The sequence below is a fragment of the Actinacidiphila sp. bgisy144 genome, from assembly GCF_057708105.1.
Window position 1 is genome coordinate 31515 of record NZ_JBYIRM010000001.1, and the last position, 24868, is coordinate 56382.

Here is a 24868-nt window from a genome sequence, read left to right on the forward strand (position 1 = left end):
GCGCTGCCGCGAACCTAGCCCGCCACAGGCCAGACCGGCGACACCCATCCCTTCCGTGCAAATGACAATGCGATTCCCCCGACCCGACTCCATGAGCAATTGCAGCGACGCCGCGGCGCAACCGATCGCAAAGAAGATCGCAAAACGACAACAAGACCATCAAGGCGAATGGACAAACGGCAGGATCGAACACAATCGGTCATGATCCAACGGGACACCGTACCTGTGGCGAGCACCACATCGACGACGCCGCAAATCCGACGGGCACATTAATTCACTCGTACGAGTGGTCTCATGTGCAGTCTTGCCGCTAGCCGTGCAAACGGCCGCCAGGCGGTGTCGTCACCGCCACGTGGTCCGCGTACTAGGGGCGGGGCCTCGCGACCGGACGATCGCGGAGCAGGCCGGGGAGGCAACTCCCTACGGCATGCAGCACCTGCTGCGTCGGGCGTCCTGGCACGTTGACGTCGCCACGCTGTGCACGGAACGCCATCGAACATTGCTAAGGGCAAGGCGGCCGTGCTGGTCGTGGACGAGACCGGGGACGAATGGAAGTGCCCGTGAAGGTCGGTGCCCCGTGCCAGCGCACCGGCATCTCGGGCAGGATCGAAGGCGCACAAGTCGATGTCCGCCTCGTCCCGAGGGGGCTGGGCGGCCACCCCACAGTGGACGGGGAACTCGGCGTTCCGTGGGCCGGACCACGGCGGCGGGCGGAACAGCTCTTCCAGCCCGGAAAGCGTCCTACGGCACTGGATGAGCACCACCGATCTCAAGCGTCATGTCATGGCCTTCAACAGAAGTTGACGCTTGAATCACCGCGGCCTGACATCCGCGACGTGGGCTGACTAACGACCGGCCGCGTCCGGGATGGTGAGGAGTAGCGCGTCCGCCACAAACCCGGGGCCGTAGCCGACCAGCACTCCCTGCCCGCGTACTGGTCCGGCGTTGAGCTGACGGCGCAGCACGTCGAGGATCGCGACGCCGCCGAGATTCCCGTTCGTGAGGGAGTCGGCCGCGTGGCGGCCAGAGTCCGGAGGAAGGCCGAGTGCGCTGATGGTGTCGGCGATGATGCCCGGCCCGCCCGGGTGCACCACCGCCCAATCCACGGGGCGGCCGGACAGCCAAGTCACCAGGTGAGGCAGGGTCTCGCGAGCGCCCTTGGTTGCATCTCGGTTGGACTCGAAGGTGATCCGCCCCGCACCCGGCAACCCGCCGGGCTGCAGTTCGCCCCAGTACGGGCTCTCCCCGTGCTGCAACCACTCCCACGTGTCGACGTCAGCCACCAAACCGCCGGCCTCGACCAGCTGCTGCGCGGTGTCTCCCTGCCCGCGCCCGGCACCCACCATCACCGTGGCGCCGGCGGAGTCGCCGAACAGCGCGCCGTAGAGCACGCGGGTCCTGGTCGGCTCCCGCCACGGCATATGAAGAGTTGACAGCGCCTCGGCGGCCGCCACCAGGACTACGCCGTCGGGCCGCCCGGCCAGATACCGTGTGGCCTGGATCAGGCAGTGCGCGCCGCCGGCGCAGGCGAGCGTGGCGGCCGGCACCCTGGCCACGTCCCGGCGCAGGCCCAGAGAGTTGACGAGGGCGACGTCCAGCTGCGGGATCGTCCAGCTCGTGGTGTGGGAGGTCACGACGCAGTCGACGTCCTCCGGTCGCAGCCCGGCCTTTTCCAGCGCCTCGCGGGCGGCAGCGGTCGCCATGTCGACCACCGCGGCAAAGGCCGCGTCGTACACCTCGCGCGCGTCCCGGGAGCCGTCTGCGACGACATCCAGCGGCGCTATCCAGGGCCTGCTGGCCACCGTCGTAGAGCGCACCATCCGCAGCGCGGCAGCGAGCTGGCGGCGCTGCTCCGGCAGACGAATCTCCGGCGGCCACCGCCTCAGCCAGTCCGCCTCGATCGCGTCAGTCGAGACGTCGTGTGGCGCGCGCACCACCACCGGTCGGCTCAGAGCTATCAGCATGCCGCGCCTGTCTCCTCGGTGTTCGGCGATGGGCCTCGACCCGGCTTATGCCGAGTTAAGTGCATTGTGCCCTTTGTAAGGGACATCTTGCAGTGATATGCACCACGTGCGTAAGTGATCCGCTTTTTCCAGCGTCAGCTTCGCCACACCGCGCGAGCGGGGCGACAACGGGAACCGATGCCTCGTCGGCGCCCGGGGCACACCGGTTGCGGCTCCGCGGCGCACGATCGAGGTGAAGGCACTGCGCCGCTATCCCGGCGGCGCGGGTAGAGCCGGGAATTCCGGGACGACGCCAGGAGCGGGGACCCCCACCACGAGCCGCAGGTCCGGCCTGCCGGCCGGCACCAGTGCCGTGACGGTGATCTCTACAGGCACGCCCCACGGCGGCATGATCATGTCTCGGCGCGTTCCGTAGGCGCGGGGCTGACTTTCCGCCGTGGCACGCCAGATACGCTCCACGACCGGGTCGCCCACGAGGCGGTCGACGAGGTGCAGCAACTCGTCGTTGTCCGGAGACTCGATAAGCTCACGCCGCAGCTGCGCCAACAAGAGCGGCGCCCAGCGAGTCTCCCATTCCACGCACTGCGCACGACCTTCCCCCTGCAACAGCGACACCAGTACATTCACACCCGGACGCCGCATCCACGGCCAATTGGCCAGCGCCCGCTCATTGGCGCCCATCACCTGGTATCCAGACGAGCACCAGTAGGCGCCGTGTGATTCCGCATGCATCACCGACAGCAACTCCGGCGGCACCTCGCCACCAACCTGTGGGACGCGAGGCGGAGTTTTCCCACACCACAGGTACAGCATCTCCACTTCATCCGAGGAGAGGCGGAGCAGCTTTGCAATGTCCTCGATCAGCTCGACGCTCGCACCGTGAGCGGTGCCCTTTTCAATTCTCCGATAATGTCGTTCATCGACATGCAGCAGGCGGGCCATCAGGGAAACCGTCATCGTCTTCGGGAGTTTCATCCCGGTAGCTGCAGACATCTCCCCATCCGGAGTGATACGAGACCGCCACCTTGGCAGCATGTCCACACCGAGCCGCTGCGGCTGTCCCGGTGTGTACATCGCCGTACTCCCCTGAGAGACGAACGCTGACGTTTTGACCATATATCAGGGTTTTGACCTCTTCGACTCGGCGCTCACAACGGACGTGCCGGGTCCGCGTTCGACCCGGGTCTGCGTGCGACCCGGGTCGAGCGACCACCCGGGCGTGTAGCCGACCCTTCCGGACGCACGAGATCAGCGGTCACCTTGAAACCATGAACACAGCGGCTACTCGCGAGAGCGCACAGGGAACAGGCAGCCGAGCCAAGGCGGCCTTGACCGACCGAGGCCATGCCATGACGCCCACCTGGCCGACCCTGGTCCCCAGACACGACGTGGCGGTACTAGCCGACCCGCACGTGACACTCCCGATCGCACGGATACTCCGCGCAGCAGGAATGACGGTAGCCACCGCCACCGTGCCGGCGGCCTCCGGCGACCCGTACCGAGAGGCGATCGCCGCGGTCGACAGTGCCCCACTGATCGTGTCCATCTGGTCCAACCCGACTGTCGACCGGGCCACCAGCACCCTCGTGGCATCCCGCCTTGCCGAATCCGCGCCCTCAGCATGCTGGTTCCGGATATCTCAATTCCACCTGGCTCCACCCGTTCTCCAGACCGTGCACATTCCATTGACGGAATCCAACACTTTCGGGATTGAAGCACATAACGCGCTGGAGAAATTGGCCCGTGGAAACCATGCTCGGCAGATGCCCGCAGCAACACAGGTAGCCCAGCATATCCTCAATTTTTCTATTCCCTCCGCACGGCGTCGGGGAAAGGGACATGAATACCCGAGCCGAGAACCAGGAGCCTGCTTCTCCTCTTGCGGGACGTCGGATTCCGCTTGAGCACCCGACGGTACCTTCGCGCGGTCACCTGGTCCGTCTTATGCCGCCCGGCAGCACAATTTCCGGCGCAATGCCGAATCGGCACCGCTTGGGCGGCGGTGGCCTTCAGGGCAGCAGCAGCTCGAGACTGAGGGCCGAAGCTGCCGCTGAACGGACCCGGGCCTGCCGCCAGTTCATCGTCGCGCACGCGTTTCCGCGGCGATCGAACACTGAGCCGTGTCCAACGGCGGAGATCCGGGCATGGGCAACTCGCCGTCGAGGAGAGGATGGGCAGGGAAGGCCGCAGCGACGAAATGTGCCCAGGTCACCGAGATGGCCGCCCGGCTGCTGCCGACCAAGGAGAAAGCCGGGCGAGGAGCGGTCGACGGCGGGGTACTGCGGCCCCTGGGCCAGGCCCACTGGGCGGAGGGCTGGCTCCACCAGCTCACCGGCCGCGCGGCCCGCAGGGTGGAGAAGGACGACCTGGGCACCATGGCCTGGTCACTGGGCGAGATCCTCGCCGCCTGTTCGCACCGGGCCGCCGAAGCCGTCGCCGCAGTCCACGCGAAGGGACAGGGGCCGCCCTCCACCGCTGGGGCCACCCGCGTCCTGACCAAGGTCGTGCTCTCGTTCAAGGACGAGCTGGTGCGCGACAGCCCGCTCGCCCCCTGCGCCCGTGCCAACAAGGAACTACGGCTGCCCGCTGTGCCGGACGGCAAGGGCCGCCACGGCCGGGTCGACGTAGTGGTCTGGATTCCCGGCGGGCCGAACTTCGTGATCGAGATCGACTCCGCACCGAATGCGGCCTCCGCCGAGAAGCTCGCCCTCGTCCGCGACGTCGGCGTCTTCCCGCAGTGAGCGCTTTTCATCATCGCTCTGAGCTGGCCAGATGTAGAGCGAGGACGGCTTGGACGAGGGCGGTGATCCGGGTGGTGGAGCATCGGAGCTTGCGCAGGAGTCGCCAGTTCTTGAGGGTGGCCATGGCCTGTTCGACGAGCGCGCGAATCTTGGCGTGGGACCGGTTCACTGCCTTCTGACCTGGGGAAAGGGTCACCCATCGTCCCCAGTACGGGATACGGACTGTTCCGCCGGCGCCGCGGTAGCCCTTGTCGGCCCAACAGGGAATGCCGGCCTGGGCGAGGGCGTCAATGATGCCGTGTTCGCGGGCGGCTCGGATGTCGTGGACGGCTCCGGGCAGGGCTGGTGAGGCCCATAGTAGGCGGCCGAACGGATCGGTGAGGACCTGCACGTTCATGCCGTGCCGCTTGTGCTTGCCTGAGTAGAAGGGTCGGTCCGCGGCGATGCGGTCGATCGGCAGGAGCGTGCCGTCGAGCAGGACGAACGCTTTCCCCGATGCCTCGCGGACGGCTTGTTCGAGCGTGGGTGCCAGGGCAGCCAGGAGATCGACGGCTTCGGTGATGTACCGGTACGCGGTCGTCGTGCCGATGCCGAACCCGGACGCGAGCTGGGCGTAGGGATGCCCGTTGCGGAGGTGGGCGAGGGCGAGCAGTGCCTGCCCGCCGGCGCTCAACCGGCGCCATCGGCTGCCGATCGCACGGCGACGTTCGCCCAGACGGGCGCTGAGGAAGCGAAGATGCGAGCTGGACAGGTCCAAGCCGGACGGGTAGACAAGCACGTGAAGCCTCTGGCGGTACGGGAGATCTTGGTCGTGAACCCGTCTACCAGGGGCTTCACTCGTCTGTCACGCCAACTGCCGCACCCGCAGGGCAGGTTGGAAACGGCTCAGTGGGTCCGCTTCGGCAGGGGCGGCGTCAAGGAGATCGACGGCGTGATGGTCCTCGACATCCGCGACACGGTATGTGGTGTGTGCGAGGCGGGCATCTGACGGCCGCTGCTACGGGGTGCCGTCGACGCCCGACGAAGCGGCGTTCGGCGTGCCGACCTTCCGGCGGTAGCGGCCCTGCGCGGCCTGCTCGGACTCCACGCCGAGCGCGCCGGCGATCTGCCGGAACGTCAGCAGCGGCTTGCCTGTGCGGGTGCTGGCTGTGCGGGCGGCCAGCAGCAGGGCGCCCTCCAGGCCCTCCAGGTCGTCACGGGCGACCTGGAGCAGGGCGAGCGCGGCGGCCACGTGGTCCGCTCGGTCTTCGGGCACCTCGGTGATGCCCGCGGTCTCCCTCCAACGCGGATGGCAGGCGAACACGCGCTGAGCCTGGTGCGCGTGAACCGCGTACAGGAGTGCGGTGACCGACGCGAGCGGATTACGTTCGCGGACCTGCTGAAGGTCGTCGGCGTAGCTCTCGGTGAGCCGTGCGAGCAACTGGGCCTGGTCTTCGTCCATCACGTACGGGATCGGCCGAATCGGGTACAGAGGCTTGTCGGTGTTCGTCATGGCCCCAGACTCCTTGCGCAGCATCGCGCTGACAATCCTGCGCTGTCGGCGTGCTGATGCATTCGGGAGCGCGCGGGGGCACGGCCGCTCTCTCACAGATGTTCATCTGCGAGAGTTCGGGGAGAGCCCCCGGGGCGACCACGTTCCCGCAGGTATGCAGCCCGTCCGCGAGGGGGATGTTTACCAAATCCTGCTGCCGGTTCGGCGTCGCAAGGCCGTAGCTCCCGCTGTTCACGCGGTCATTGCCGCGTGAGCACGGTCATTCGACAATCGGGCATGCTGGCGGGGTACAGCACGTGCATGACAAAGTCGATGATTTCTCCGCCTCCGATCGGCAGCGTCATGCGGATCAGGTCCCCGTCGCGGTGCTCGGAGAGATTGCCGGCGGACTCGTCCCACGCGCAGCACAAAATCGGGTTGGATTTAACATCCTCTACGATGTCCCGGAGGTCGGTGTCGTAGGGGCGGGCGAGTACGGCTCCGCGGAGTATCTGCAAATACTCCGCCTCGTCCGACTTCCAGTCTATGTGCTGCTCATGTGATTGAGCATCCAGCAGTATCCAACGCATGACATTGGCTCCAGGCCGAGCAATCCACGGAAACCAGTCCGCAGCCGGCTGGTTGTAGCCAAGGACGTTCCAGGCGGCGTCCGCCACATATGCGGGCGAGGGGCTCTGCCCATCGAGCAGTTCCTGCATTTCCGGGCTGACGCGCCGTTCTGCGGGCTCCACCGCACGGAACGCCCCGCCGATGTTTGCGAGCAGCAGTGCGCGTCGCTGGGCGCCGTCGAGTTCGAGGAGTTCGGCGACTGCGTCGCATTCGTCACGGGTGAGAGTCCTGCGGACTGCGCCGGTTTCGAGATCACGGACCCACCGCAGGCTTTTCCCCATCACGCGGGCGACATCGCGCTGCAGGACAGGGTGGCCCAATCGTCGGCTTGCCCCTTCGCGCCACGTGCGCAGCAGGATTCCAACACGCGCCCCGTCCGTACTCGATTCAGGCGCACCGCCGCCGGCCACCATGGGCATGCCAATCACCTTCGCCATGTCACGCGGGACCCGCCGATTCGAACCCCGGATAGATGATACGAGAACCATAGTTGATCTTTCCCAACCTCGTCTCATCCACAGCCACCACGAAGGGTACCGGTCACACCCTTCGGGCGGCAGAAGATTGCCTATGAGAAATTTCGTCCCATTTTTTGCCGATCTTCGTCACTCCTATCCGCCTGCTGGATTCGCTAACTAACCGTCATCTGGTCCTCTGTTCTTGCAAGTTACCGCCTTCGCACGAGGTCGGCTAACGCTGTGGCGCTAGTCTGCGTAACCGCTCGGACACGTTGACTAAGATCCAGACCAGAGAAACAATCACGTCACTGATGACGAAGTCGGTCGTGCCACCGGCGCCGCAACAAGGGGGGCCATCACGGATTCATCGCCTGGATCACGACGCGGATGGGTAGTTGGCCCTAGCCTCGCGGCAGCCGAGGACTTGTAGAGAGTCCTTTAGCTAAGCCTGGATGTTGACGCCCGGCTCGCATATGTTCGTCGTCCTCACCGGGCATCCTGCCCGGCACGACACGACGCGGGGGGCTCAGCGACAGACGACAGCCCGGGCAGCGCGATCCGGGCAGAAACGCCCGACGCCCAAGGAGGTTTCAACTCCCGGGCGCCGGGCGCTCAACGGCACCTCTGCCCCTGCAAGGGCAGGAAAATGCCCACCTTCACCGCACCGGACCTTTCCACGGGCACACCGGCGCGGGCTTCACTACGTAGGAGAGTCTTACATGCCGACTGCCCTGCGCGACAGGCCGGTGCCTCCGGCCAGCGCGGCAGACTTCCGCACTTCCCCGCATCCTGCCCCGCTCCTCGCCTTGGCGGTGGGCCGATGAGCAAGGAAGCCCGCGAGTGGACGTGGGAGTACAGCGTGAGCCGGGGTACAGCACGTCTCGTCCTGCTTTCGCTGGCCGACCGCGCGCCCGACGAGCAGTGCGTCGTCTGGGCCTCCCTCGCCTCGCTCATGAAGCGGACGAATGCCAGCCGGAACGCGGTGCGCAGCGCGCTCACCGCGCTCGCCGACAGCGGCGAGGTGAAGGTGCTCACCGCCTTCGAGGGGCCGCAGCGCAGCACGGTCTACCGCCTACCGCGCGCCGCGGCATGGCTGGCGAAGGCCACCGCCGCACGGCGCGATGCCCCCGACGCGTACGTCGAACCGCCGGCGCTGTCCGACCTTGTGCCTGAACTGGACGAAGGACGACTTCGCAAGCACGGGATCTGGCCCAAGCAGGAGTCGGAATTCGCCCCCCGTCGTCAGCATCCGACCGGGTCAGATCCTGCGCCCACGGGTCAGAAGGTGCCCCCCAGGGGGGTCGGAAACCGGCCCCCGGGAGGGTCTGGGACTGACCCCCAGAACCGTAGTGAACCGAAGGTGAACCGGAATTCCAGCAGCACGTCCGTGATGCCCGCGAACGACTGGCGGCTCGACCCGGACACCCACACGTGGGCCCGCCAGAACGGGCACCTCGACCGCCTCGGCGAGGACGGGCTCGCCGCCGCCGACGCGAAGTGGCGTGCACACCGCTCGCCGTGGACACCGCGATCAGCCACGGCGTGGGCTGCCGACTGGCGGGCCTGGATCGCCCGGGAGCACTCCCCCACCGGACCCATCTCCTCCTCCGGGCCGGGCACCGGTTCCGGCACGCGGAAGGCAACCCGGGCCGATGCGCACCTCGCGGCCCTGCTCGCTGCGCTGGACGAGACGACCGGAAGGGAGTAGCGATGGACCGCCGTGAAACAGCTGCCCTGCTGGCGTACGTCGGTCGGCTCGACCACCGACTGATCCGCACCGACAAGGGCGAGGCCAGTGATCAACTCGCCCAATGGCATGAACTGCTTGGCGATGTGCCGCTGGTCACTCCCCATGGATGGGATGCCCGCGGCGCCGCGCTGGTCCACATCCGCAGCTCGCCCTATCCAATCGTGCCCTCGGACGTCGCCCGTCCCTGGGAGAAGCACTGGCGGGATCGCCTCAGTCGGCACTCCGACCCGACCCCGACGGTCGACCCTGACAACCCGGCTGCTTGGCGCGCCGAGCTGCTCAGGGCACGGCGCGCCGTTGCCCACGGAGCCGAAGAACCGGCACAGGCCCGGGCAATCACCAGCGGGCGCCGCCGAATCAGCCCCGAACTGGAAGCCCGGCTACAGGAGTTCGGCTCCTGCATACCTGCGGACGCCCGCGCCGTCTTGGCCCCGTACCGGCGTACCCGGGCTGCTCGCGAAGCCGCCCTCGCCCAGGGCCTACCCGATGTGCTCGCGGTGCGCTGCGACCACTGCCTGGCCCCGGTCGGCGAAGCCTGCCGCCGTCGGCGCGTCGGGCCCCACGGACAAGCACGCGGCAACGCACCACGTGCCACTCCGCACCCCAGCCGCCTGGACAAAGCCGCGCAGGCCCAGCGAGCAGCCGCCCGACCGCGCTGATCGCGCCCCACGCACTCCACACCCCTGCCTCGACGCGTCCCGCACCTCCCACAGTGCCCAGCGTGCCGATGTCGAGGCGACCTCCGGAGACTTCCTTGCGCCACATCACCACCAACAGCACTTCGACCCCGGCCCTGCGCGGCATCGCCGATCACAGCTGGCACGCCCGTGCCGCCTGCCGGGGACTGGACCCCACGACAGCCGAGCGGCTGTTCTTCCCCGCCCCGCGCGCCCGCGGCGACATAGCCCAGGCAAAGCGGATCTGTGCGACCTGTCCGGTCAAGCAGGCATGCTTCGACTACGCACTCGACACCGAGAGCCGACGGGGCATGTGGGGAGGGCTCACCGAGACCGAGCGCCGACCCTGGCACGCGAAGGTCGCCAAACGCCTGGACTACAACCGGGTCAAGGCGGCCTTCCAGGGCCGCGACATCCACCTCAGCCCCGCCGAACGCGACGCGGTCACCCGGCACGCCTACACCCGCGGATGGACCGCCGAGCGTCTCGCGTACGCCCTACGGCTCGACCTCCTGTGGGCGCGTGACCTGATGCGCAACGCCGCTCACGACGTCGCCGACCGCGACCGCTACTGGGGGTTGACCGAGGGGGCCGACCTCAACGACGAGGAAGAGGAACTCGCCCCAGGCGCTGACCCCGAGGAAGAGGCGCTCGACGACGATGCAGCCACGCCGGGCGGGGTCACCCGCCACGTCCACACCGCCGCCCTGATCGCCGCTCTGCGAAAGGCCGCATGACGTTCCCCGCCGACCGCCCCGTTGAGCCCCGTGACCGCCCGGCCCAAGCAGCGCGCTCAGAGTCCCCTTCGGCCGGGTACGCACCGGCCGGAACGACCACGGGCTCGACCCAGCACGTCCTCATCGTCGTCGGCGCCACCCTCGTCGCCGTCGTCGCCATGGCTGCCAGCGCCACGACGCTGGCCGATCTCGGCCATGCCGTCGGCTGGGGGCGGGTCCTGGCCTGGTCCTTGCCCGTCGCGGTCGACGTGCTCGCCCTCGTCGCCGGACTCGCCTGGCTCGCCGGCGGCGCTGGCCGGGTCCTAGGCCGGTCCCTCACCCTCATCTCGGTAGCGGTTTCCGTCGTCCTGAACTCCCTGGGCCACCTGGTGTCGACCGGACATGTGCAGGCAGGGTCGGGACTCGTGATCGGAGTGTCGGCCGTGCCACCACTGGCCGCCGCACTCGCGGTCCACCTCGGCGCCACCGTCCTCTCCGACCGGACCGAGCAGCCGACGATGGCGGTCCGATCCACCGGGACCCCTGCCCGACCCGCGGACCAAATCGCCACCACGCCCGCGGCCCCGGACCGCTGGCACGTCCGGATGGCCGGTCCGGACCATCCGCGGACCACGGACAGGACGAAGCCGCCGGCCCCCGCGGACCACGACACGCGCACTGCCGGACCGCGGCCCGATACTGCACCGGACCACGCACCCGTGCAGACCACCCCTGCACCCCGGACCGCGGACCAGACCACGCGGACCAGGAAAACCCCAGGCCGAACCGCTGGCGACACGACAGCCCCGACAGACCGCGCCCAAGCCGACGACGCCGCGGACCACGGATCTCCAGCACCGGACCACACCCGAAGCCGACACCCGCACCGCGGCCCGGACCACTCCCCGCGGACCACGGACCGCCCGTCCGACGCGGACCACGACGCGCAAACCCCGGACCAGCGGACCACCCCGGCCGCGGACCACGCGAACGACGCCGCGCGCCACACGCGGACCAAGGACCTCGGCGATGCCGCGGACCAAGGTGACGACGTGCCGTGGGACGTCGTCACGGTCGCCCGCCAAGCCGCCCTCGCCGAAGGCCGGATGACCAGGCGCGCCATTCGACCCCACCTGCGCAGCCGGGGGATCAGCGTCAGCAACGAGAACTTCGCCGCCCTCCAGGCCCACCTGTACACCGATCCTGCCCTGGCCCACCTCCCCCGTCCACCGAGGAAAAACCCGTGACGAACGCTGCCCGCCGTATGGACGGGCCTCCGGAGGCGCAGGCCAGCGGCCTGACCACGCTCAGCTCCCCCAGCGAGGAGAACACCTTGGAACATGCAGCACCTTCTCGTCCGCATCCGCCAACTGCGGACGAGGCAGCCGCATGGGCCCACACCCTGGTGCGCTACGGCCTGCTGTACGCGGCCTCCCCCGCCCCGACCGGCCAGTGGCTCGTTCAACACCACGCAGACTCGCCCGTCCAGCTGCTCGACGGGCCCACCGCCATGGTCGAACTCGCCGCGGACATCCAGCGACAAACCCCGAGGACCCATACCCGATGACGGAACGACGCACCGACAGCGCCCCCGCGCCCAAGCGCCAGGAACCCAACTCCGTTCCAGCGCGAGCAAGTTGGTGCGGAAGTAGCACTCCCGTCGGGAGTGCTACTTCCGCGTCCTCCGCAGCGGCGGAGGCGGTCCGGAGCCAGGGGACACCGGACCGAGGGGGTGCGACCGAGGGCGGCCCACATCCCGAGAAGGCCGACCCCCACCTCTGCCACAACCCGCACTGCGCGCACACCAGCACGCCGCCGAGCCGACCACCCGCCCGCAACCGCCCGCGCAAGACCAACCGAGCCAAGCGCACCCACCTGATCGCCACCCGCCTCACCGACGACGAGAAACAGTCCCTGCTAGACGCCGCAGCAGCGTGCGCCATGACCCCGTCCGGGTTCCTCGCCCATGCCGCCCTCGCCGCCGCATCCGACCTGACCCGCACGGCAGCCGTCGTGGCCACCGAACGCGAAGTGATCGCCGAGCTGTTCCGGCTGCGCCGCCACCTCGCCCAGGTCGGCAACAACCTCAACCAGGTAGCAAAGACACTCAACTCGGGCGCTGACGCGCCGCAGGTCGGCGCGGTCCTCTCGGCCGTGCACCGCGCCGCCCGGCGCATCGATGCCTTCACGCAGCGCCAGCTGGACAGCCAACCCCGCACCTCGTGATCCCCAAAGTCCATAACATGGGCGCCGACACCATCCGCCTGCTCTACTACCTCTACGGGCCCGGCAAACGCGAGGAGCACACCGACCCGCACCTTGTCGCCGCGTGGGACAGTCTGGCCCCCGACCCCGGCCGCGATCCTGACGCGACGCTCCGCGACCTCCAGCGCCTGCTCGACCAGCCCGTCATGGCCCTACCCACGCGCCGGCGACCCGCGCAGCACGTGTGGCACCTGTCCGCGCGCGCCGCACCCGAGGACCCGATCCTCACCGACGAGCAGTGGGCAGCCATCGCCCACCGCCTGGTCGCCGCCACCGGAATCGCACCGACGGGAGACGACGCAGCCTGCCGCTGGGCGGCCGTACGCCACGCCAACGACCACATCCACATCATCGCCACCGCCATCCGCGAGGACGGCCGCCGGGCCCGCATCCGCCACGACGGCGCCCGCTCCCAGGCCGAGGCACGCAAGATCGAGATCGACTACGGACTGCGCAGGCTGAACGCCGGCGACGGCACGGCGGCGAAACGCCCCACCAGCGCCGAGATCCACAAGGCCCAGCGCCGGGGCAAGGACCGCACCGCGCGCGAGGAACTGCGCGAAGCCGTGCGCCGCGCGGCCACCGGTGCCGCAGGCGAGCAGGAGTTCTTCGACCGCCTGGCCGGCGCGGGCCTCCTGGTCCGACGGCGCATCGCGCCCTCCGGGAACGCGCTGGGCTACAAAGTCGCGCTGGCCGACGACCGCAACAAGAACCAGCAGCCCGTCTTCTACCCCGGCTCCGCACTCGCCCCCGACCTCTCCCTGCCCCGCCTCCGCGAACGATGGACCCCCTTCCCCGACCGTGATACCGACACCGAACTCCGCTCGCCACGTGCCCGCCGCGTCAGCCCTGCCACGGCACGACGTGATGCTGCCACGGCCATATGGGATGCTCTGGTGATCGTCGACCAGGGCCACGACGGCAAGATCGCCGCACAGCTGTCAGCGGCCGGAGAGGTCCTCGACGCGCTCGCCAAGACCTCCGCCGCGCACACTCGCCGCGAACTCGGTGCCGCCGCTGCCGCGTTCGAACGGGCCAGCCGCTCCCACATCCGCGCCGAGCGCGGCCACGACCGCGCGCTTCGGCAGGCCGCACGCGACCTCGTCCGCGGCGGTCCGGCACTCGTCCGCGGAGAGGACGGGGCCACCACCGCGATGCTGATCGACATGGTCTTCTTCCTCGTCACCGCGGCCGTTCACTGGCACAACAAGCACCAGCACGCCCAACAGGCCGCCGCCGCACACCAAGCCGCCCAACACCTGCGCGCCGCCTACCGCGCTGCCGCCCCCACGCACCTGACCACGATGCACCGGCGAGGCCAGCTCCTGCCCCGCGCCCGGCAGCAGAAGCACGCGGCGCAGCTGCGGCAGGCGCTCCCCGCCTATTCCGAACGCATCCTGGCCGAGCCCGGCTGGTTCGCCCTGGCGGCGACCATCACCGAGGTCGAGAAGGCCGGCCACGACCCCGCGGAACTCCTCGTCCACGCTGTGGGCCAAAGGGAGTTGGCCACCGCGGAATCCGTCAGCGACGTGCTGACATGGCGGCTGCGCCGCATCGCCGATCTGCCCGCCGATGTCTCCGCCCCACCGCGTCGACGTCCGCCGCGGACACCGCCGGGACGGGCAGCGGGCCCCACACCGCAGCCGACATCCGCACCGCCGCGTACGTCCGGATGACCGGGCTGGCTGCACACAGGACCCGTGCCGCTTCGGCCGCTTCAGAGTTGCAGCAGGTCGCCGGCGTGCGGCACTCTCCACATGGCCGGTGGACCTACAGACGGGAGACGAACATGTTCCGACGCAACCACATCGAGCATGAGTACCAGGAGATCCAGCGCTCCGGCCAGGCGATGCTGGCGACGCACACCGAGATGCCCCTGCCCGACGACACGGCAGGAGCACCCGCCGTGCCGGACAGCTCCCCGGCCCCGGACTTCTTGCCGCCGGACTTCCGAGCTCCCACCCGCCAGGACTGCGCGGGCTTCATGATGCGCTGGGACCAGCCGATCGTCGTCGACGGCGAAGTCCGCGCATGCCCCGAGTGCGGCGCCTACCGGTCATGGGCCGTCTTCAGCATGCGCGACGACACGATCTGGCTGCGCTGCACCGCCGGCCACGAGACCAAGGAACCCGGCTTGGACACGGCCTGGTTCAACCGCCACTCCGGTCCCATCGACACCTTCCATCCCACCCTGGACGAGGCTCTGCACCACCTCGGCCTCTGAAACCAGGCAGTTGGCCGTAGCGGCAGATTGGTCACACGCAGTTGGCGCCCGAACAGAAACAGGCCGGATTCGAATTCTGCGCAGCCTCAATCAGATCTTCGCATGTCTTGCGCCAGCTTCTGTACGCGCGCATCTCCAGATCATAGAAAGCCACGTCCATGGGCCACGGAGTCGGCCCCTCTCCATCCCATACCCTATGCGGATCGGGCTCCTTGATATAGCCGACGACATCCCGAAGCGCTTCAATCGGATCGTCGGTCGACCGGAGAGATGAGATGCCTTCGGGGAGAAAGCTCGAGACAGCCTCCCCACACTCATGGTTCGGAATCACGTGGTCACGAGTAAATTCCCACAGATCCCAGTATTTCTGCCCCTCTACCACGCCAGACAAAAGATATGGGCTATATACACCCAAAACGCTACGCCGCTCCATCGACTTCTTAAGGTCGTTCTCGGCCATAGCGTAAAGCTGCTCGGCTCGGCGAGCCATCCACGCGACTCTGCAACGTATCCTAGCCGACAGGTCCATTTCTTCTCCTTCGCAAGGCGTGCCACGAGACTAGCCGCTCGGCGGCACGACGTCTCCGAAAAGCGCTGAGTGATCTTGCGAATCGTCCCACGCTCTAATCGTGAGACCCCTCCTCAGCGACGGCGCGACCTAGCGCGCCTGGCTGGAGAAGCCACACGGCAAAGAAGACCTCGAGCCACCTCTGCGCATCCCGACGAGCGCGTGAAATCGGCGCCGCCGTGCCCGTAGTGGCGGACCACCACCGCGCCGCGCCGGCATTGCTCCGCCTCCGCGGCCCCGAGCCGGACGAACGCCGATGCGGTGGACCAACGGCGGGCGCCAGTTCAATGGGCGCCCGCCGTCAGCCCTGGCAGCGCCGAGCGTGCAGGCTTCTACCTGGGCAGGTGTCTCATCTGGACACACCTGCCCCGACGGGCAGCGGCAACGTCGGCGGTCCGGTGGACTGACGTGGTCAAGTCCTCGACGAGACGGTGCACTGAGTCAGATGGCGCGGACCACGGTGAGGTGGCCGGCAGCCGGCTCCGGGAGCGTGCGACGGCGAACCGGTACGGATGATGCGAGTGAAGACGCGAAGGCGGCGACGAGGTCGGGTGGGGTGCTCGGGCTGAAGCTGGCGCACCACAGGTAGGTAGCCCCTGGGACGGGTTCTGCCCATGCCTGCCAACCCAGAAGGTCATCGCGCGGGTCCGCGTCGTGGACCAGCGAGGGCACCGTCTCCAGGGAAAACGTGGTGGAGAACGAGGGGTCGGTCGCAGCTCCGTTGGGGCGGTCAATGTCGCGCGGCCAGCCGCGAGCGGAGAGAGCGGAAAGAACACGTTCGGCTTCCCCGATGCTCTGGCCCGGCTCGGCTCGGGCATCGAACTCGACGACAAGATCAGTCAGTGCCTCGTGCGGTACGCCTTCGGTGAAGTACGCGGTCCACTCGGTCATCACAGCGTCGGTGCGGGCACGCGCGGACAGCTGCCAGGCGACGGGCAGCCCACCCAGTTCGAACGGGTACGCCGCGCGTATCCACTCGGCGCCGCGCAGTCCGTCCGGGCTCACGTACAGCAGGGTGGTGCGGGCCGTCGGCCACATGCTCCACGCGAGACTGGTGAGCGTCTCGCCGACGCGCTCGGCTAGGGCCGCGTCGTCGCCGGCGTAGCGGCGCGGGAAGACCCAGTAATCGGGGGCGGGGTCGGGGTACAGGGGCGCCTCCGTTGGATTCTGCGGGTGTTACTGGCTGCTGTTGGGCGCGGCTGTGCCGCGCCTGCGGTGCGGCGGAGCCGCGGTCGGCTCCTGCCACTCCAGGGCTACGGCCACGGCGGGCGGGAGATAGCCGGGCTGCTCGGCTTCCGCGGACTCTGCCAGGTAGACAATGGGGGTCCCGTCGGCATCCACCGTTTCGATCACCCCACCAAAGGCGTGGCTCATCGGGAAGAACGGGTTGATGGCCAGGCGAACGACGGCACCGGGGTCGAGTTCGGCCAGCAGGTCGACCATCTCGCTGACGGTGATTTCGCATTGTGTCTGCTGCAAGGAATTCCATTCGGTGGCAGGTGGCTGGTCCCGGGATTCCGGAGGTCGTCCACGGTGACATAGGTGTGCCGCGTCCACCAGTCCTCTCCTTCTGCCTCCGGCGAACTTCCCTACCGGCCCAGTGGTTTCGAGGCCGGGGATGGTTTCGTACGCCACGGCGGTGAGGATTTCGACACAACTGTTTCTGCTTTCCCCGTCCTCCGCAGACATGCAAAACCCCCGGAATCGCGGGGATTCCGGGGGTTCGGTGTGGGGCAGTGAAGCTCAGCTGCCTTCGGCGCTCTCCTCGTCGGTTTCGCCGATGCCTTCGAAGCTGCGTCGCCGGGTGCCTGCCACCGCGCCTGAGCCGACCGCGACGAGCAGCGCAGCTCCACCGAGAAGCCAGGGGCTCGCCCCGGCACCGGTGTGAGCGAGCGACTCTCGAGGTAGGGAGGAGACGGCGTAGGCCGGCTCAGGGCTGGCGCTGGCCGTTGACGGCGGCTGAGAAGCTCCGCGTCCGGGAAGGCTCGGAGACGCGATGGTGGGCCTGCCGGAGGGACCGCTGCTCGGCGACGCGGACGGGGAGTTGGTGAGGGTGACGGTAACGCGTTCGCCGGACGTGGCCTCGAAGCGGTGGTCGCTGGTATCGAGGTCGTGTCCGGCTGGAGCAGTCGTCTCTTTGGCCCAGAACTCTGTCGTGCGGCTCGAGACGGGCAGTTCGCCGGAGGCCGTGCCCTGGGGCCCGGTGGTCAGGGTGAGCAGCGTGGAGGTGCCGGTGCCGATGTTCACGGTCGCGCCGCGCAGGAGCTTCCCGGTCTTGTCGTCCTTGACCTGCAGGAGGATCGCAGCGGCCTTGAACGGGTCGGTGATTGTCAGCCGGGTGGTTGCGCCCGGGGTAACGATGACGTCCTGGTCGGCGACAGCCTCGTGGGACTGGTCGCCGGTAGACGTCTGCTTCAGCCGGTAGACGCCCGGCGCGAGGCTGGGGAAGGTCAGCGTCCCCTGGGTGCCGCTCTGTCCGTGTCCGGCTTCCTGGCCCGTCGAGTCGAGTAGCAGGAATGCCGCGCCAGATTGGACGTCTCCGGCAGTGTCCTTCGCGGTGATCTCGACGCTGCCCGTGTCCAGGGCTGGTGTCTCGGCGGGTGCGGCGGAGGCCGAGGGGAGCGGGTCGGTGGGTTCGGCACGTGCGGCCGGCGCCCAGGTCAGGGTGCCGACCGCCGCGACGGCGACAACAGCAGCGGATCGGACGAGACGTGCGTGCACGAGGACAGGGGCTCCTTGGGGCAGGGGACGGGGAAAGTCATCGAGCGCGGCCGGAGGCCGGGGCGGGTCCACCGGTTGGGGCCGGTTTTATCGATGCGGGGGGGCCGGGCGGCTGGGCGGGGTCGTTGTGAATGGCAGTCGAGCCGGAGTTGGCGGCCGCGGTCGTAGCCGGCGTTGGAAGCTGTTCCGGGACGGTGGCACGGATGGCTGTGTCCACTGCTGCATCGATGTGGATCTGAGCGTGTTCGACGGTCTGGTGGATCAGATGCAGGCCGTGGATCAGATGACGGGCGGGGAGCTGGCCCCAGGTAGGGGCCGGCCCGTCGAGCGTGAACGTCGATGCGATCGGCTCGTCGAGGATGCCGCTAAGGATCGGTCCTTGGCGCAGTTCCTCCTCGATCAGGTCATGGGCAAGGCACAGCGCGGCGTGTCGAATGTCCGTGCCGGCTATCCCGAGTTCGATTGCCGGCGGCAGGAGGTGGTCGAGGTAGGTGGGCAGACGGGTTGGCTGGGTGGAGGAGGCTGCGAGGTAGGTGTAATCGGCCGCATCGGTGATCAACCGGTGCAATTGGTCCGCCACGGCGGTAAAGGCGGCGACCGGCAACGCAGACCAGCCGGTCGGCTTGCCAGCCGCACAGGAGCTGGAAATGGCTCGGTCTTCCAGGAACTCGCCGGTGCCGGAGGGGTGGTCGAGTCGGCACAGGCTCTGAGCGCAGATGTCGGCAGCAGCGCGACGCACGTCCTCGTCGGTGAAGGGGAGTTCTTCCGAGGAGTGGGCGTATTGACCGTGCAGGCCGCGCGGGGTCACTGTCGGCGCTCAGGCCGCGCGGTGGCGGTCGAGGCAGGGGGCTGGCGACGGCCACCCGGGGTGGAGGTACTCCACCGCGGTACGCTGCGTGCGCTCAGCGCGGTTGAGCGCGGGGCCGTGATGCGTCGCACGTCCAGCGGAGTCGGCACGCGCGCGGGTGGAGACGTGACGGGTTTGACCCGGGCGTGCTCCCGCAAGTCGGGAAGTATGCCCTCTTTCCATCGCGGCAGCGGCGTGGGGTCTGGCCCGCTCAGTGTCACTGCGCGCACGAGAGGTAGTCGTGGTCGGTCATCGCGCCTCACGGGTGACCTCGACCTGCAGGTGCCGGTACACCCGGGCGGAGCGGGCCGTGGCGACGTCCCCGGTCGGGCCGGTCGTGATGAAGAAACCGATGCGGGCGCTGAAGATGTCTCCCTGCGGCGGAAGTTGAATGCGGTCGCCCGGCTCACGCTGGAAGCGCAGGCGCTCCAGCCAGTCGGCGTGGGCGACGTCGGTGTCCAGTCCGCGGGCAGTGAGGGTGCCGGAGTGGGCGGGGTAGATCAGGCGGATCGCCGCAGCTCGGCTACGAGTTCGAGTGAGGTCGGGTGCCCGGCCGCAGGCGATGTCTGCGGCCGCGCGGGCCAGGTCGACACCGGTCGCGAGGCGGACGAGATGGCCGATGAGGTCCCCGCCGATGCGCGCGTTGACCTCGATCAGGCGGGGGCGGCCGTCGACGAGGCGCATCTCCACATGGCTGATGCCGTTCGTGACACCGAGCGCGTCGAGGGCCGCCGTCGCGGTGGGTGCCACCGTAGTAAGGAGCGGGTCGGCTCCGTCGACGCAGTGCGCCATCTCCTCGAAGTATGGCGGCAAGCCGACGGTCTTGCGGGTGACAGCCACCACCGTGGTCTTACCCCGGTAGGTGACGCACTCGACCGAGATCTCCTCTCCGTTCAGGTACTCCTCCACCAGCACGCGGCTGCTCTCCACGCCGTCGTCGGCCGTTCGCGCGGCGAAGGCGTAGGCATTGGGCAGACCGTCAGGTGCGTCGACCTTGATCACGCCCATGCTCGCGGCCCGCGCGGCGGGTTTGAGGACGACGGGGTATCCGATCTGCTGGGCGGCAGCCGCTGCTTCGGCTTCCGTGCGGACACTGACAGAGCTGGCCGACGGCACACCATGCCGGGCGAATAGCGTGCGGGAGACGTACTTGTCTCGGCAGCCCTGTACGGCCTCGGGGGCTGTGGTCGGTCGACCGAGCTGACGGGCCAAGCGCGCCGCCGGGACCACGTACCACTCCGTCCACGTCATCACTCCCGCCACGTCGTGCCGCTCGGCCAGGGCGCGGCCGGCAGCGCCGAGTGCCGCTTGGTCGTGGGGATCGGCGATCTCTACGTCGATGACGTGACTGCGCTCCCAGGTGGGCGCGGCGTCAGAGATCAGTACGACGTCGTAGTGGGAGGCGACGCTCTCAAGGCAGTAGCCGCGGTATTCCTCCGCGTCCTCATCGGCAGCGGTGACGACCAGGATGACGGGTCGATCGGACAACACATCTCCAAAAGGGACAGGATTCGCAACGGAATGAGGGGTCACGGGGTGCGGCGGCGCCGCAGCTCGAACGCAGATGCCCACTGCGGGTGGTCCTCGATCAGCTTTCGGGCGTACAGGGCGGTGAAGGAGTTGTCGAGTCCGCCCGCGCCGGTGGGCAGTTGCCAGCGCAGGTCCTCGAATAGTGCTTTGAGTCCGACTCGGGTGGCCCCGGCAGCCAGCCGCTGGGCCGTGAGTCGCTCCAGGGCCCTGTAGACGTACGGATGTTCCGCGTCGAAGGCGGCGAAGCGATCGGCGATCGTCGGACGTGCCCCAGCGCGGGACGAAGGACGAGAACGGATGGGGGGACAGGGCGAGGTCATCGGTGGCGACTCCAAGAAGAGGGCGCGCCGGGCGGGGATGCCAGGGTCGGTCAGGAGCTGGTTGAGGTACGGAGCGCGGGGTTGGTGCGCAGGCGCGTGACCGTCACGAGCAGGCCCAGTGCTTGCGCGACAGCGCATCCGGTGACCACGTGGGCCAGCTCGGGGGGCGGGACCGCGGCGACGAGGATGCCGGCCAGCGGGAAGGGCAGAAGGAGCAGGAGGATCGTCAGCGACAGGGTGGCGCCGAAGACGTCCTTGGGGATGAGGTGGGAGCGCAGGGTGCGCAGCACGACCGTCATGCCTGCCTCGCCGGCCGTCAGAAGCGCGATCAGCACGAGGTAGCCGGTGTAGGTGTGGGTGAGTGAGACGGCCAGGCAGGCGCTGGAAGCTACCGCCGCGCACGCCGCGATGACCGGCCACAGGCCGAAGCGGGAGATCGCGAGGCGGCACCCGGCAACCGTGCCGAGGGCGGCTGCTGCGGCGGCGGACCAGATCAGCCCCACGTCCGCGGTGGAATGGCCCAGTTGCGTCACGACGATGGCGGGGGCGGCTGCTTGTAGTGTTCCCGAGGCCAGATTGGACAGGGCCAGGCCCGCCACCAGCCAACCGAGCGCGGGAAGGGAGCGTAGCGTGCACAGGCCGACGCGAAGCCCGCGCAACACACCGTTACTGCGAGCTCGGGCTGTAGCCGGTCGTGGGTGGTGGGGGCAGGGGGCCAGCGCTCCGGCGGCCGCAGACAGTCCGGCGATCGCGATCAACATCCCTGTTGCTGCGAACTTCTGGAGGAACAGCCCGGCCAACGCGGGACCCATTAGTCCCGCGACCTGATCGCAACCCAGCAGCACCCCCTGCACGCGGTGGGCGCGCTCTCCGGCGTCCTGGCTGGCGATGCCACCGGTTGTTTCGGCAGCGATGTACGAGACCTCGCTGAGGACGCCGGTCGAAGCGGCAAGCACCATGACCACGGTGGTCGCGATCGGGCCTCCCTGGGTGGGCAGGACCACCGCGGCAGCCAAGGCGACGACGGCGCGCGCTGCTGTGGCCGCGCGGAAGACGGCGCTGGCGCCCAGTCTGTCGACCAGCTGACCTGCGACGGTGAAGGCCGCCAATCGCGGTATCCATTCCAGCGTGAAAGCCGCGCCGGTCAGGGCCGACGAATTCGTGGTGGCCAGTACGAGCAGCGGGATGCCGTAGGTCGCCATGGCGGCCGCGCCAGCGTCCGCAGCGCGTGGCAGGTACACGCCGCGGAGCATCGCGGAGGGTGCAACGTGTCTCACGGCTCTGGTCCACCTGAGGGGTGTTCTCACTCGGTGTGTTCCAGTCCCGCGGCGAGACGCTCGATCAGCGCCTCCAACGCCAACCGCGGCTCGCGGAGATCAGCGATCGCAGCCGGGCTGATCTCACTGTCCGGTGCGTGTTCTGTGCCGTCCTCCAGGTCAAGGGCGATCAGGTGGATGGTGCGCTGGACGCGGGTGACGAAGTTGCCGCTGGAGGTGGGGTATCGGTGGGCGCGCGCCCAGCGCGCCGCAGCGTCATACGTGTCGGCAAGCAGTTGCCCGCTGTCGGTGAGCATGTAGCACACCGGGGCCCGGGTGGTAACCGTGACAACGCCGAGAGCACGCGCGGATTCGACCGCCGACCGCAGCTGGTGGCGGCTGAGGTCGGCGAACGTGACCGCGAAACTGCCACGGCGTATCGGGCCGTTGTCGTCGATCTCGGCTACCAGCCTGATCAGGCCGGGCAGGGCGAGCGACGTCAGTGTGCGGCGGGCGAACGGGGCGGATGTGGGCGGGTTCATCGGCGCTTGGCCCCGGACGGCAGGGACGGGCGGGCCTGTACCGGGTGGGAATGGGAGAACAGGTCGGTGGACTTCCATGCGGGAGTGGTGGTTCCCGGGGCGGGTGAAGCTGGACGCCGGCTCGCAGTGGTTGCCCACGTGCGGTTTCGGGACACGGACGGTGCGGGCGCTGTTCCCCATAGCGGGTGCGTGTCGCCCAGCGGCCGCCCGGCTGCCCACGCGGAGACGGCCCGGTAGACCGGAGCGAGGTCGACGCCGCTCTCAGACAGCCGGAATTCCCCATCCTCTGCGGTGACCAGACCGTCGGCCACAAGGCGGTTGAGCGGCGGGTACACGGCGGTCAGTGCCTTTCCAGGGATCGCCTCGGCGGCCACGGTCGTCGCACTCGCTGCACCGCGCGCCCGGAGCGTCCACACGATCGCGGTGGTGTGCCGCGGGCTGATGAGGGCGAGAGTGTCCTCGATGTCCTCGGCCGCCGCGACCTGCTGGGGGCGCCTGGCCCCGGTTGCGTCGCGGACCCACTCCTTCTCCAGGTGTGCGTTGCCCCAGGCGGCGAGGACGCCGAGGATCGGCAGCAGCTCCGCGCCGCGTGCGGTCAGGCCGTAGCTGACGTGGCGCTGCGGGTACTCGGAGCGCTGCACCACGCCGGCATCGGTCAACTTCTTCAGCCTGGGATGGAGTTGTCCGTCGGCAAGCCAGGGCAGCCGAAGCTTGATCGTGGCGTAGCGCAGCGGCTCGGACGCGAGGGTCATCAGCACCCATGCACTCCAACGCGGCGCGAGCATCTCCAGGGTCTCCGCGGTGCGGGCAAGGTCGGTCGGGTCGGTCCGGACGCTGGAAGCGGGCAAGGATCAGCTCCTGGGTACGTGGTATGGCGGGCTCAGTGGGTGCGGGAAGGCGTTGCCAAGGGAGCCGCCGGCGCGGGTCGAGCCGGCGAGGTGTCCGTGCCCGGGGCGCGGCGCAGCCCTCCCAGGACCGCGCTGATGCTGGCGGCGAAGGCATCACGTGCAACGACGCCCTCGGCAATGCGGCGGGCGCAGTTGGTGATCTGGCCGACCTGCGGCCGGCCAACCTCCTCGCCGGCGGTGAGTTCGTGTAGGCGTGCCACGTGCAACGCGATGCTGTGCTCGGCGAGCACCAGCTCGGCGTGGCTGCGGGTCAGCGCGCCCAGCAACGTGGCGTACGGGGTGTCAGCGACGAGGGCTTTCAGGTCGGCGAGCGGCTGCCCGAACAGCTCCGCGATTCGGTCGGCGAGGGCCGCTGAAGAGGTGCTCGAGATATCGGCCGGGCGGGGCAATCAGCGGCTTCCTGGGTCTGCGACGCCGCCTCGGACCAGCCTGGGGGATGTGCGGACGGTCGTGAGCGTCGGCGGAGGAAGCTGGTCGATGCCCGGGGGCTGCTGGGACGGCATGGCTGTCAGCAGCTGGTCGAGTGCGTCGATGTACGCGGTGCGTGCGGCAAGAGCGGACTCCAACCACACCGCGTCGATGCACAGATCGGCAGCTGTCAGGTCTCCCAAGGGCCGGTCGGCGGCGGTTGCCCGATGGACGCGTTCGCGTACGCGTACCACCTGGTCCTCGACCACGGCCAGGAAACCCCGCAGTTCCAGTGCGCGCCGCAGCGCAGTGGAGACCGCAGGTGCCATGGCTTTCGTGGCCAGCTCGGGAATCGGCCCGCCGAAGGCGCTGGCCAGGGCCCCGTCCCGACTGCTGCGCTTATGCCGCTCGGTCATCGTCCTTTCCTCACCGGGACGGTGGGACGGTGAGGCACCGGTACGGCGGCCGTGGACAGTGCCGGTGGGCGACGCGGCGCCGGGGCAGTGTCCTGGGCCTTGCCGCGAGTTCGCTTCCCGGGAGCGTCCGGATCAAGCAGATAGGTCACGACCAGGGCCCGCCCGTCCCGGGCTCCGACTGCGGCATTCAGACGGTGCGCGAGTTCCATGACCGGGTCGTCGATCACCCCGGCTCTGCTGCTGAGGGCGCTGACGAGAGCGTCCTCCGCCTCCTCGACCACGATCTGCGCCTGGGCGAGCATGTCGTACCAGTGGATCAGGAGCCGCTCCTCGCTGTCTGCACGTGGATTGGCCGCAACGCGCCGGCGCAGCTCCGCGACCGGCATGTGAAAGCGGTCCTCGATTCCCTGTGCCGCGATCCCCATGACGCCAGGTATTTCATCGAGCAATTCCGTC

At 68.9% G+C, this 24868-nt stretch carries 28 protein-coding genes; 10 read left to right on the forward strand and 18 right to left on the reverse strand.

The window, feature by feature from the left end; all coding sequences use genetic code 11:
* Positions 1-845 precede the first annotated feature (845 nt).
* A complete protein-coding gene (locus tag AC3EVP_RS00150) occupies positions 846-1964 on the reverse strand; it encodes a PhlD (RefSeq protein ID WP_435124478.1) in 1119 nt (372 codons plus the stop codon).
* A 249-nt stretch (positions 1965-2213) separates the two neighbouring features.
* Positions 2214-2939: an MmyB family transcriptional regulator gene (locus AC3EVP_RS00155; RefSeq protein ID WP_435124481.1), complete on the reverse strand. Its 726-nt coding sequence runs from the start codon at positions 2937-2939 to the stop codon at positions 2214-2216.
* 1241 nt (positions 2940-4180) lie between these two features.
* On the opposite strand from AC3EVP_RS00155, the gene AC3EVP_RS00160 reads away from it, so the two are divergent.
* Entirely contained in the window at positions 4181-4705 is a 525-nt protein-coding gene (locus AC3EVP_RS00160) for a hypothetical protein (protein ID WP_435124484.1), read from the forward strand.
* A 10-nt stretch (positions 4706-4715) separates the two neighbouring features.
* Here AC3EVP_RS00160 and AC3EVP_RS00165 read toward each other — a convergent pair whose 3' ends face one another.
* A complete protein-coding gene (locus AC3EVP_RS00165) occupies positions 4716-5483 on the reverse strand; it encodes an IS5 family transposase (RefSeq protein WP_335984591.1) in 768 nt (255 codons plus the stop codon).
* 33 nt (positions 5484-5516) lie between these two features.
* On the opposite strand from AC3EVP_RS00165, the gene AC3EVP_RS00170 reads away from it, so the two are divergent.
* Positions 5517-5693: an LYR motif-containing protein gene (locus AC3EVP_RS00170; RefSeq protein ID WP_435124487.1), complete on the forward strand. Its 177-nt coding sequence runs from the start codon at positions 5517-5519 to the stop codon at positions 5691-5693.
* Positions 5694-5702: 9 nt separating this feature from the next.
* On the opposite strand, the gene AC3EVP_RS00175 is transcribed toward AC3EVP_RS00170, so the two are convergent.
* Both AC3EVP_RS00175 and AC3EVP_RS00180 read right to left on the reverse strand, forming a co-directional pair.
* Complete coding sequence (locus AC3EVP_RS00175) at positions 5703-6197, reverse strand: hypothetical protein (protein WP_435124490.1); 495 nt, start codon at positions 6195-6197, stop codon at positions 5703-5705.
* 239 nt (positions 6198-6436) lie between these two features.
* Entirely contained in the window at positions 6437-7225 is a 789-nt protein-coding gene (locus AC3EVP_RS00180; RefSeq protein WP_435124493.1) for a helix-turn-helix transcriptional regulator, read from the reverse strand.
* Between the two features lie 859 nt (positions 7226-8084).
* Between AC3EVP_RS00180 and AC3EVP_RS00185 the strand changes: the two genes are divergently transcribed.
* The 8 genes from AC3EVP_RS00185 to AC3EVP_RS00220 all read left to right on the forward strand — a co-directional run bounded on the left by AC3EVP_RS00185 (position 8085) and on the right by AC3EVP_RS00220 (position 14896).
* Entirely contained in the window at positions 8085-8972 is an 888-nt protein-coding gene (locus AC3EVP_RS00185) for a helix-turn-helix domain-containing protein (RefSeq protein ID WP_435124495.1), read from the forward strand.
* Between the two features lie 2 nt (positions 8973-8974).
* Entirely contained in the window at positions 8975-9673 is a 699-nt protein-coding gene (locus tag AC3EVP_RS00190; RefSeq protein ID WP_435124498.1) for a zinc finger domain-containing protein, read from the forward strand.
* 95 nt (positions 9674-9768) lie between these two features.
* A complete protein-coding gene (locus tag AC3EVP_RS00195) occupies positions 9769-10428 on the forward strand; it encodes a WhiB family transcriptional regulator (RefSeq protein WP_435124501.1) in 660 nt (219 codons plus the stop codon).
* Positions 10425-11654 carry a DUF2637 domain-containing protein gene (locus AC3EVP_RS00200; RefSeq protein ID WP_435124504.1) on the forward strand — a complete coding sequence of 410 codons (1230 nt, stop codon included), beginning with the start codon at positions 10425-10427 and terminating at the stop codon, positions 11652-11654. Before AC3EVP_RS00195 ends, AC3EVP_RS00200 begins: the two co-directional genes overlap by 4 nt.
* On the forward strand, positions 11651-11974 hold the full coding sequence (locus AC3EVP_RS00205; protein WP_488179780.1) for a hypothetical protein: 324 nt from the start codon (positions 11651-11653) through the stop codon (positions 11972-11974). The genes AC3EVP_RS00200 and AC3EVP_RS00205 overlap by 4 nt, the downstream gene beginning before the upstream one ends.
* A 308-nt stretch (positions 11975-12282) precedes the next feature.
* On the forward strand, positions 12283-12633 hold the full coding sequence (locus tag AC3EVP_RS00210; protein WP_435125529.1) for a plasmid mobilization protein: 351 nt from the start codon (positions 12283-12285) through the stop codon (positions 12631-12633).
* Positions 12630-14348 carry a relaxase/mobilization nuclease domain-containing protein gene (locus AC3EVP_RS00215; RefSeq protein ID WP_435124508.1) on the forward strand — a complete coding sequence of 573 codons (1719 nt, stop codon included), beginning with the start codon at positions 12630-12632 and terminating at the stop codon, positions 14346-14348. Before AC3EVP_RS00210 ends, AC3EVP_RS00215 begins: the two co-directional genes overlap by 4 nt.
* A gap of 113 nt (positions 14349-14461) precedes the next feature.
* Positions 14462-14896 carry a hypothetical protein gene (locus AC3EVP_RS00220; protein ID WP_435124510.1) on the forward strand — a complete coding sequence of 145 codons (435 nt, stop codon included), beginning with the start codon at positions 14462-14464 and terminating at the stop codon, positions 14894-14896.
* Between the two features lie 31 nt (positions 14897-14927).
* Here AC3EVP_RS00220 and AC3EVP_RS00225 read toward each other — a convergent pair whose 3' ends face one another.
* The 13 genes from AC3EVP_RS00225 to AC3EVP_RS00285 all read right to left on the reverse strand — a co-directional run bounded on the left by AC3EVP_RS00225 (position 14928) and on the right by AC3EVP_RS00285 (position 24861).
* Positions 14928-15356 carry a hypothetical protein gene (locus tag AC3EVP_RS00225; RefSeq protein WP_435124513.1) on the reverse strand — a complete coding sequence of 143 codons (429 nt, stop codon included), beginning with the start codon at positions 15354-15356 and terminating at the stop codon, positions 14928-14930.
* A gap of 549 nt (positions 15357-15905) precedes the next feature.
* Complete coding sequence (locus tag AC3EVP_RS00230; protein ID WP_435124516.1) at positions 15906-16469, reverse strand: SPDY domain-containing protein; 564 nt, start codon at positions 16467-16469, stop codon at positions 15906-15908.
* A gap of 171 nt (positions 16470-16640) precedes the next feature.
* Positions 16641-16907, reverse strand: a complete 267-nt coding sequence (locus AC3EVP_RS00235) for a hypothetical protein (RefSeq protein WP_435124518.1) — start codon at positions 16905-16907, stop codon at positions 16641-16643.
* Positions 16908-17207: 300 nt separating this feature from the next.
* Positions 17208-18185 carry an MSCRAMM family protein gene (locus AC3EVP_RS00240; protein WP_435124521.1) on the reverse strand — a complete coding sequence of 326 codons (978 nt, stop codon included), beginning with the start codon at positions 18183-18185 and terminating at the stop codon, positions 17208-17210.
* A gap of 37 nt (positions 18186-18222) precedes the next feature.
* Positions 18223-18993, reverse strand: coding sequence for a hypothetical protein (locus AC3EVP_RS00245; RefSeq protein ID WP_435124523.1), 771 nt, complete (start codon positions 18991-18993; stop codon positions 18223-18225).
* 288 nt (positions 18994-19281) lie between these two features.
* Entirely contained in the window at positions 19282-20520 is a 1239-nt protein-coding gene (locus AC3EVP_RS00250; RefSeq protein WP_435124525.1) for an ATP-grasp domain-containing protein, read from the reverse strand.
* A 41-nt stretch (positions 20521-20561) separates the two neighbouring features.
* Positions 20562-20882: a hypothetical protein gene (locus AC3EVP_RS00255; protein ID WP_435124528.1), complete on the reverse strand. Its 321-nt coding sequence runs from the start codon at positions 20880-20882 to the stop codon at positions 20562-20564.
* 50 nt (positions 20883-20932) lie between these two features.
* On the reverse strand, positions 20933-22135 hold the full coding sequence (locus AC3EVP_RS00260; protein ID WP_435124531.1) for an MFS transporter: 1203 nt from the start codon (positions 22133-22135) through the stop codon (positions 20933-20935).
* Positions 22136-22185: 50 nt separating this feature from the next.
* Complete coding sequence (locus tag AC3EVP_RS00265) at positions 22186-22680, reverse strand: hypothetical protein (RefSeq protein WP_435124534.1); 495 nt, start codon at positions 22678-22680, stop codon at positions 22186-22188.
* A complete protein-coding gene (locus AC3EVP_RS00270; RefSeq protein WP_435124536.1) occupies positions 22677-23528 on the reverse strand; it encodes a winged helix-turn-helix transcriptional regulator in 852 nt (283 codons plus the stop codon). Before AC3EVP_RS00270 ends, AC3EVP_RS00265 begins: the two co-directional genes overlap by 4 nt.
* Before the next feature lie 32 nt (positions 23529-23560).
* Positions 23561-23977, reverse strand: a complete 417-nt coding sequence (locus AC3EVP_RS00275) for a hypothetical protein (RefSeq protein WP_435124539.1) — start codon at positions 23975-23977, stop codon at positions 23561-23563.
* Positions 23978-24412 carry a hypothetical protein gene (locus AC3EVP_RS00280; protein ID WP_435124542.1) on the reverse strand — a complete coding sequence of 145 codons (435 nt, stop codon included), beginning with the start codon at positions 24410-24412 and terminating at the stop codon, positions 23978-23980. It abuts the gene before it with no gap.
* Positions 24409-24861 (reverse strand): hypothetical protein, encoded by a 453-nt coding sequence (locus AC3EVP_RS00285; protein ID WP_435124544.1) that lies wholly within the window; start codon positions 24859-24861, stop codon positions 24409-24411. The genes AC3EVP_RS00280 and AC3EVP_RS00285 overlap by 4 nt, the downstream gene beginning before the upstream one ends.
* Between the last annotated feature and the right edge of the window lie 7 nt (positions 24862-24868).

What these genes read in the sequence shown, in the direction of transcription:
- AC3EVP_RS00175 (WP_435124490.1), bottom strand. Translation starts at nt 6,197, where the DNA reads ATGACGAACACCGACAAGCCTCTGTACCCGATTCGGCCGATCCCGTAC.
- AC3EVP_RS00235 (WP_435124518.1), bottom strand. Translation starts at nt 16,907, where the DNA reads ATGGTCGACCTGCTGGCCGAACTCGACCCCGGTGCCGTCGTTCGCCTG.
- AC3EVP_RS00225 (WP_435124513.1), bottom strand. Translation starts at nt 15,356, where the DNA reads ATGGCCGAGAACGACCTTAAGAAGTCGATGGAGCGGCGTAGCGTTTTG.
- AC3EVP_RS00260 (WP_435124531.1), bottom strand. Translation starts at nt 22,135, where the DNA reads ATGCTCCGCGGCGTGTACCTGCCACGCGCTGCGGACGCTGGCGCGGCC.
- AC3EVP_RS00180 (WP_435124493.1), bottom strand. Translation starts at nt 7,225, where the DNA reads ATGCCCATGGTGGCCGGCGGCGGTGCGCCTGAATCGAGTACGGACGGG.
- AC3EVP_RS00200 (WP_435124504.1), top strand. Translation starts at nt 10,425, where the DNA reads ATGACGTTCCCCGCCGACCGCCCCGTTGAGCCCCGTGACCGCCCGGCC.
- AC3EVP_RS00220 (WP_435124510.1), top strand. Translation starts at nt 14,462, where the DNA reads ATGTTCCGACGCAACCACATCGAGCATGAGTACCAGGAGATCCAGCGC.
- AC3EVP_RS00185 (WP_435124495.1), top strand. Translation starts at nt 8,085, where the DNA reads ATGAGCAAGGAAGCCCGCGAGTGGACGTGGGAGTACAGCGTGAGCCGG.
- AC3EVP_RS00280 (WP_435124542.1), bottom strand. Translation starts at nt 24,412, where the DNA reads ATGACCGAGCGGCATAAGCGCAGCAGTCGGGACGGGGCCCTGGCCAGC.
- AC3EVP_RS00160 (WP_435124484.1), top strand. Translation starts at nt 4,181, where the DNA reads ATGGCCGCCCGGCTGCTGCCGACCAAGGAGAAAGCCGGGCGAGGAGCG.
- AC3EVP_RS00265 (WP_435124534.1), bottom strand. Translation starts at nt 22,680, where the DNA reads ATGAACCCGCCCACATCCGCCCCGTTCGCCCGCCGCACACTGACGTCG.
- AC3EVP_RS00190 (WP_435124498.1), top strand. Translation starts at nt 8,975, where the DNA reads ATGGACCGCCGTGAAACAGCTGCCCTGCTGGCGTACGTCGGTCGGCTC.
- AC3EVP_RS00150 (WP_435124478.1), bottom strand. Translation starts at nt 1,964, where the DNA reads ATGCTGATAGCTCTGAGCCGACCGGTGGTGGTGCGCGCGCCACACGAC.
- AC3EVP_RS00155 (WP_435124481.1), bottom strand. Translation starts at nt 2,939, where the DNA reads ATGAAACTCCCGAAGACGATGACGGTTTCCCTGATGGCCCGCCTGCTG.
- AC3EVP_RS00255 (WP_435124528.1), bottom strand. Translation starts at nt 20,882, where the DNA reads ATGACCTCGCCCTGTCCCCCCATCCGTTCTCGTCCTTCGTCCCGCGCT.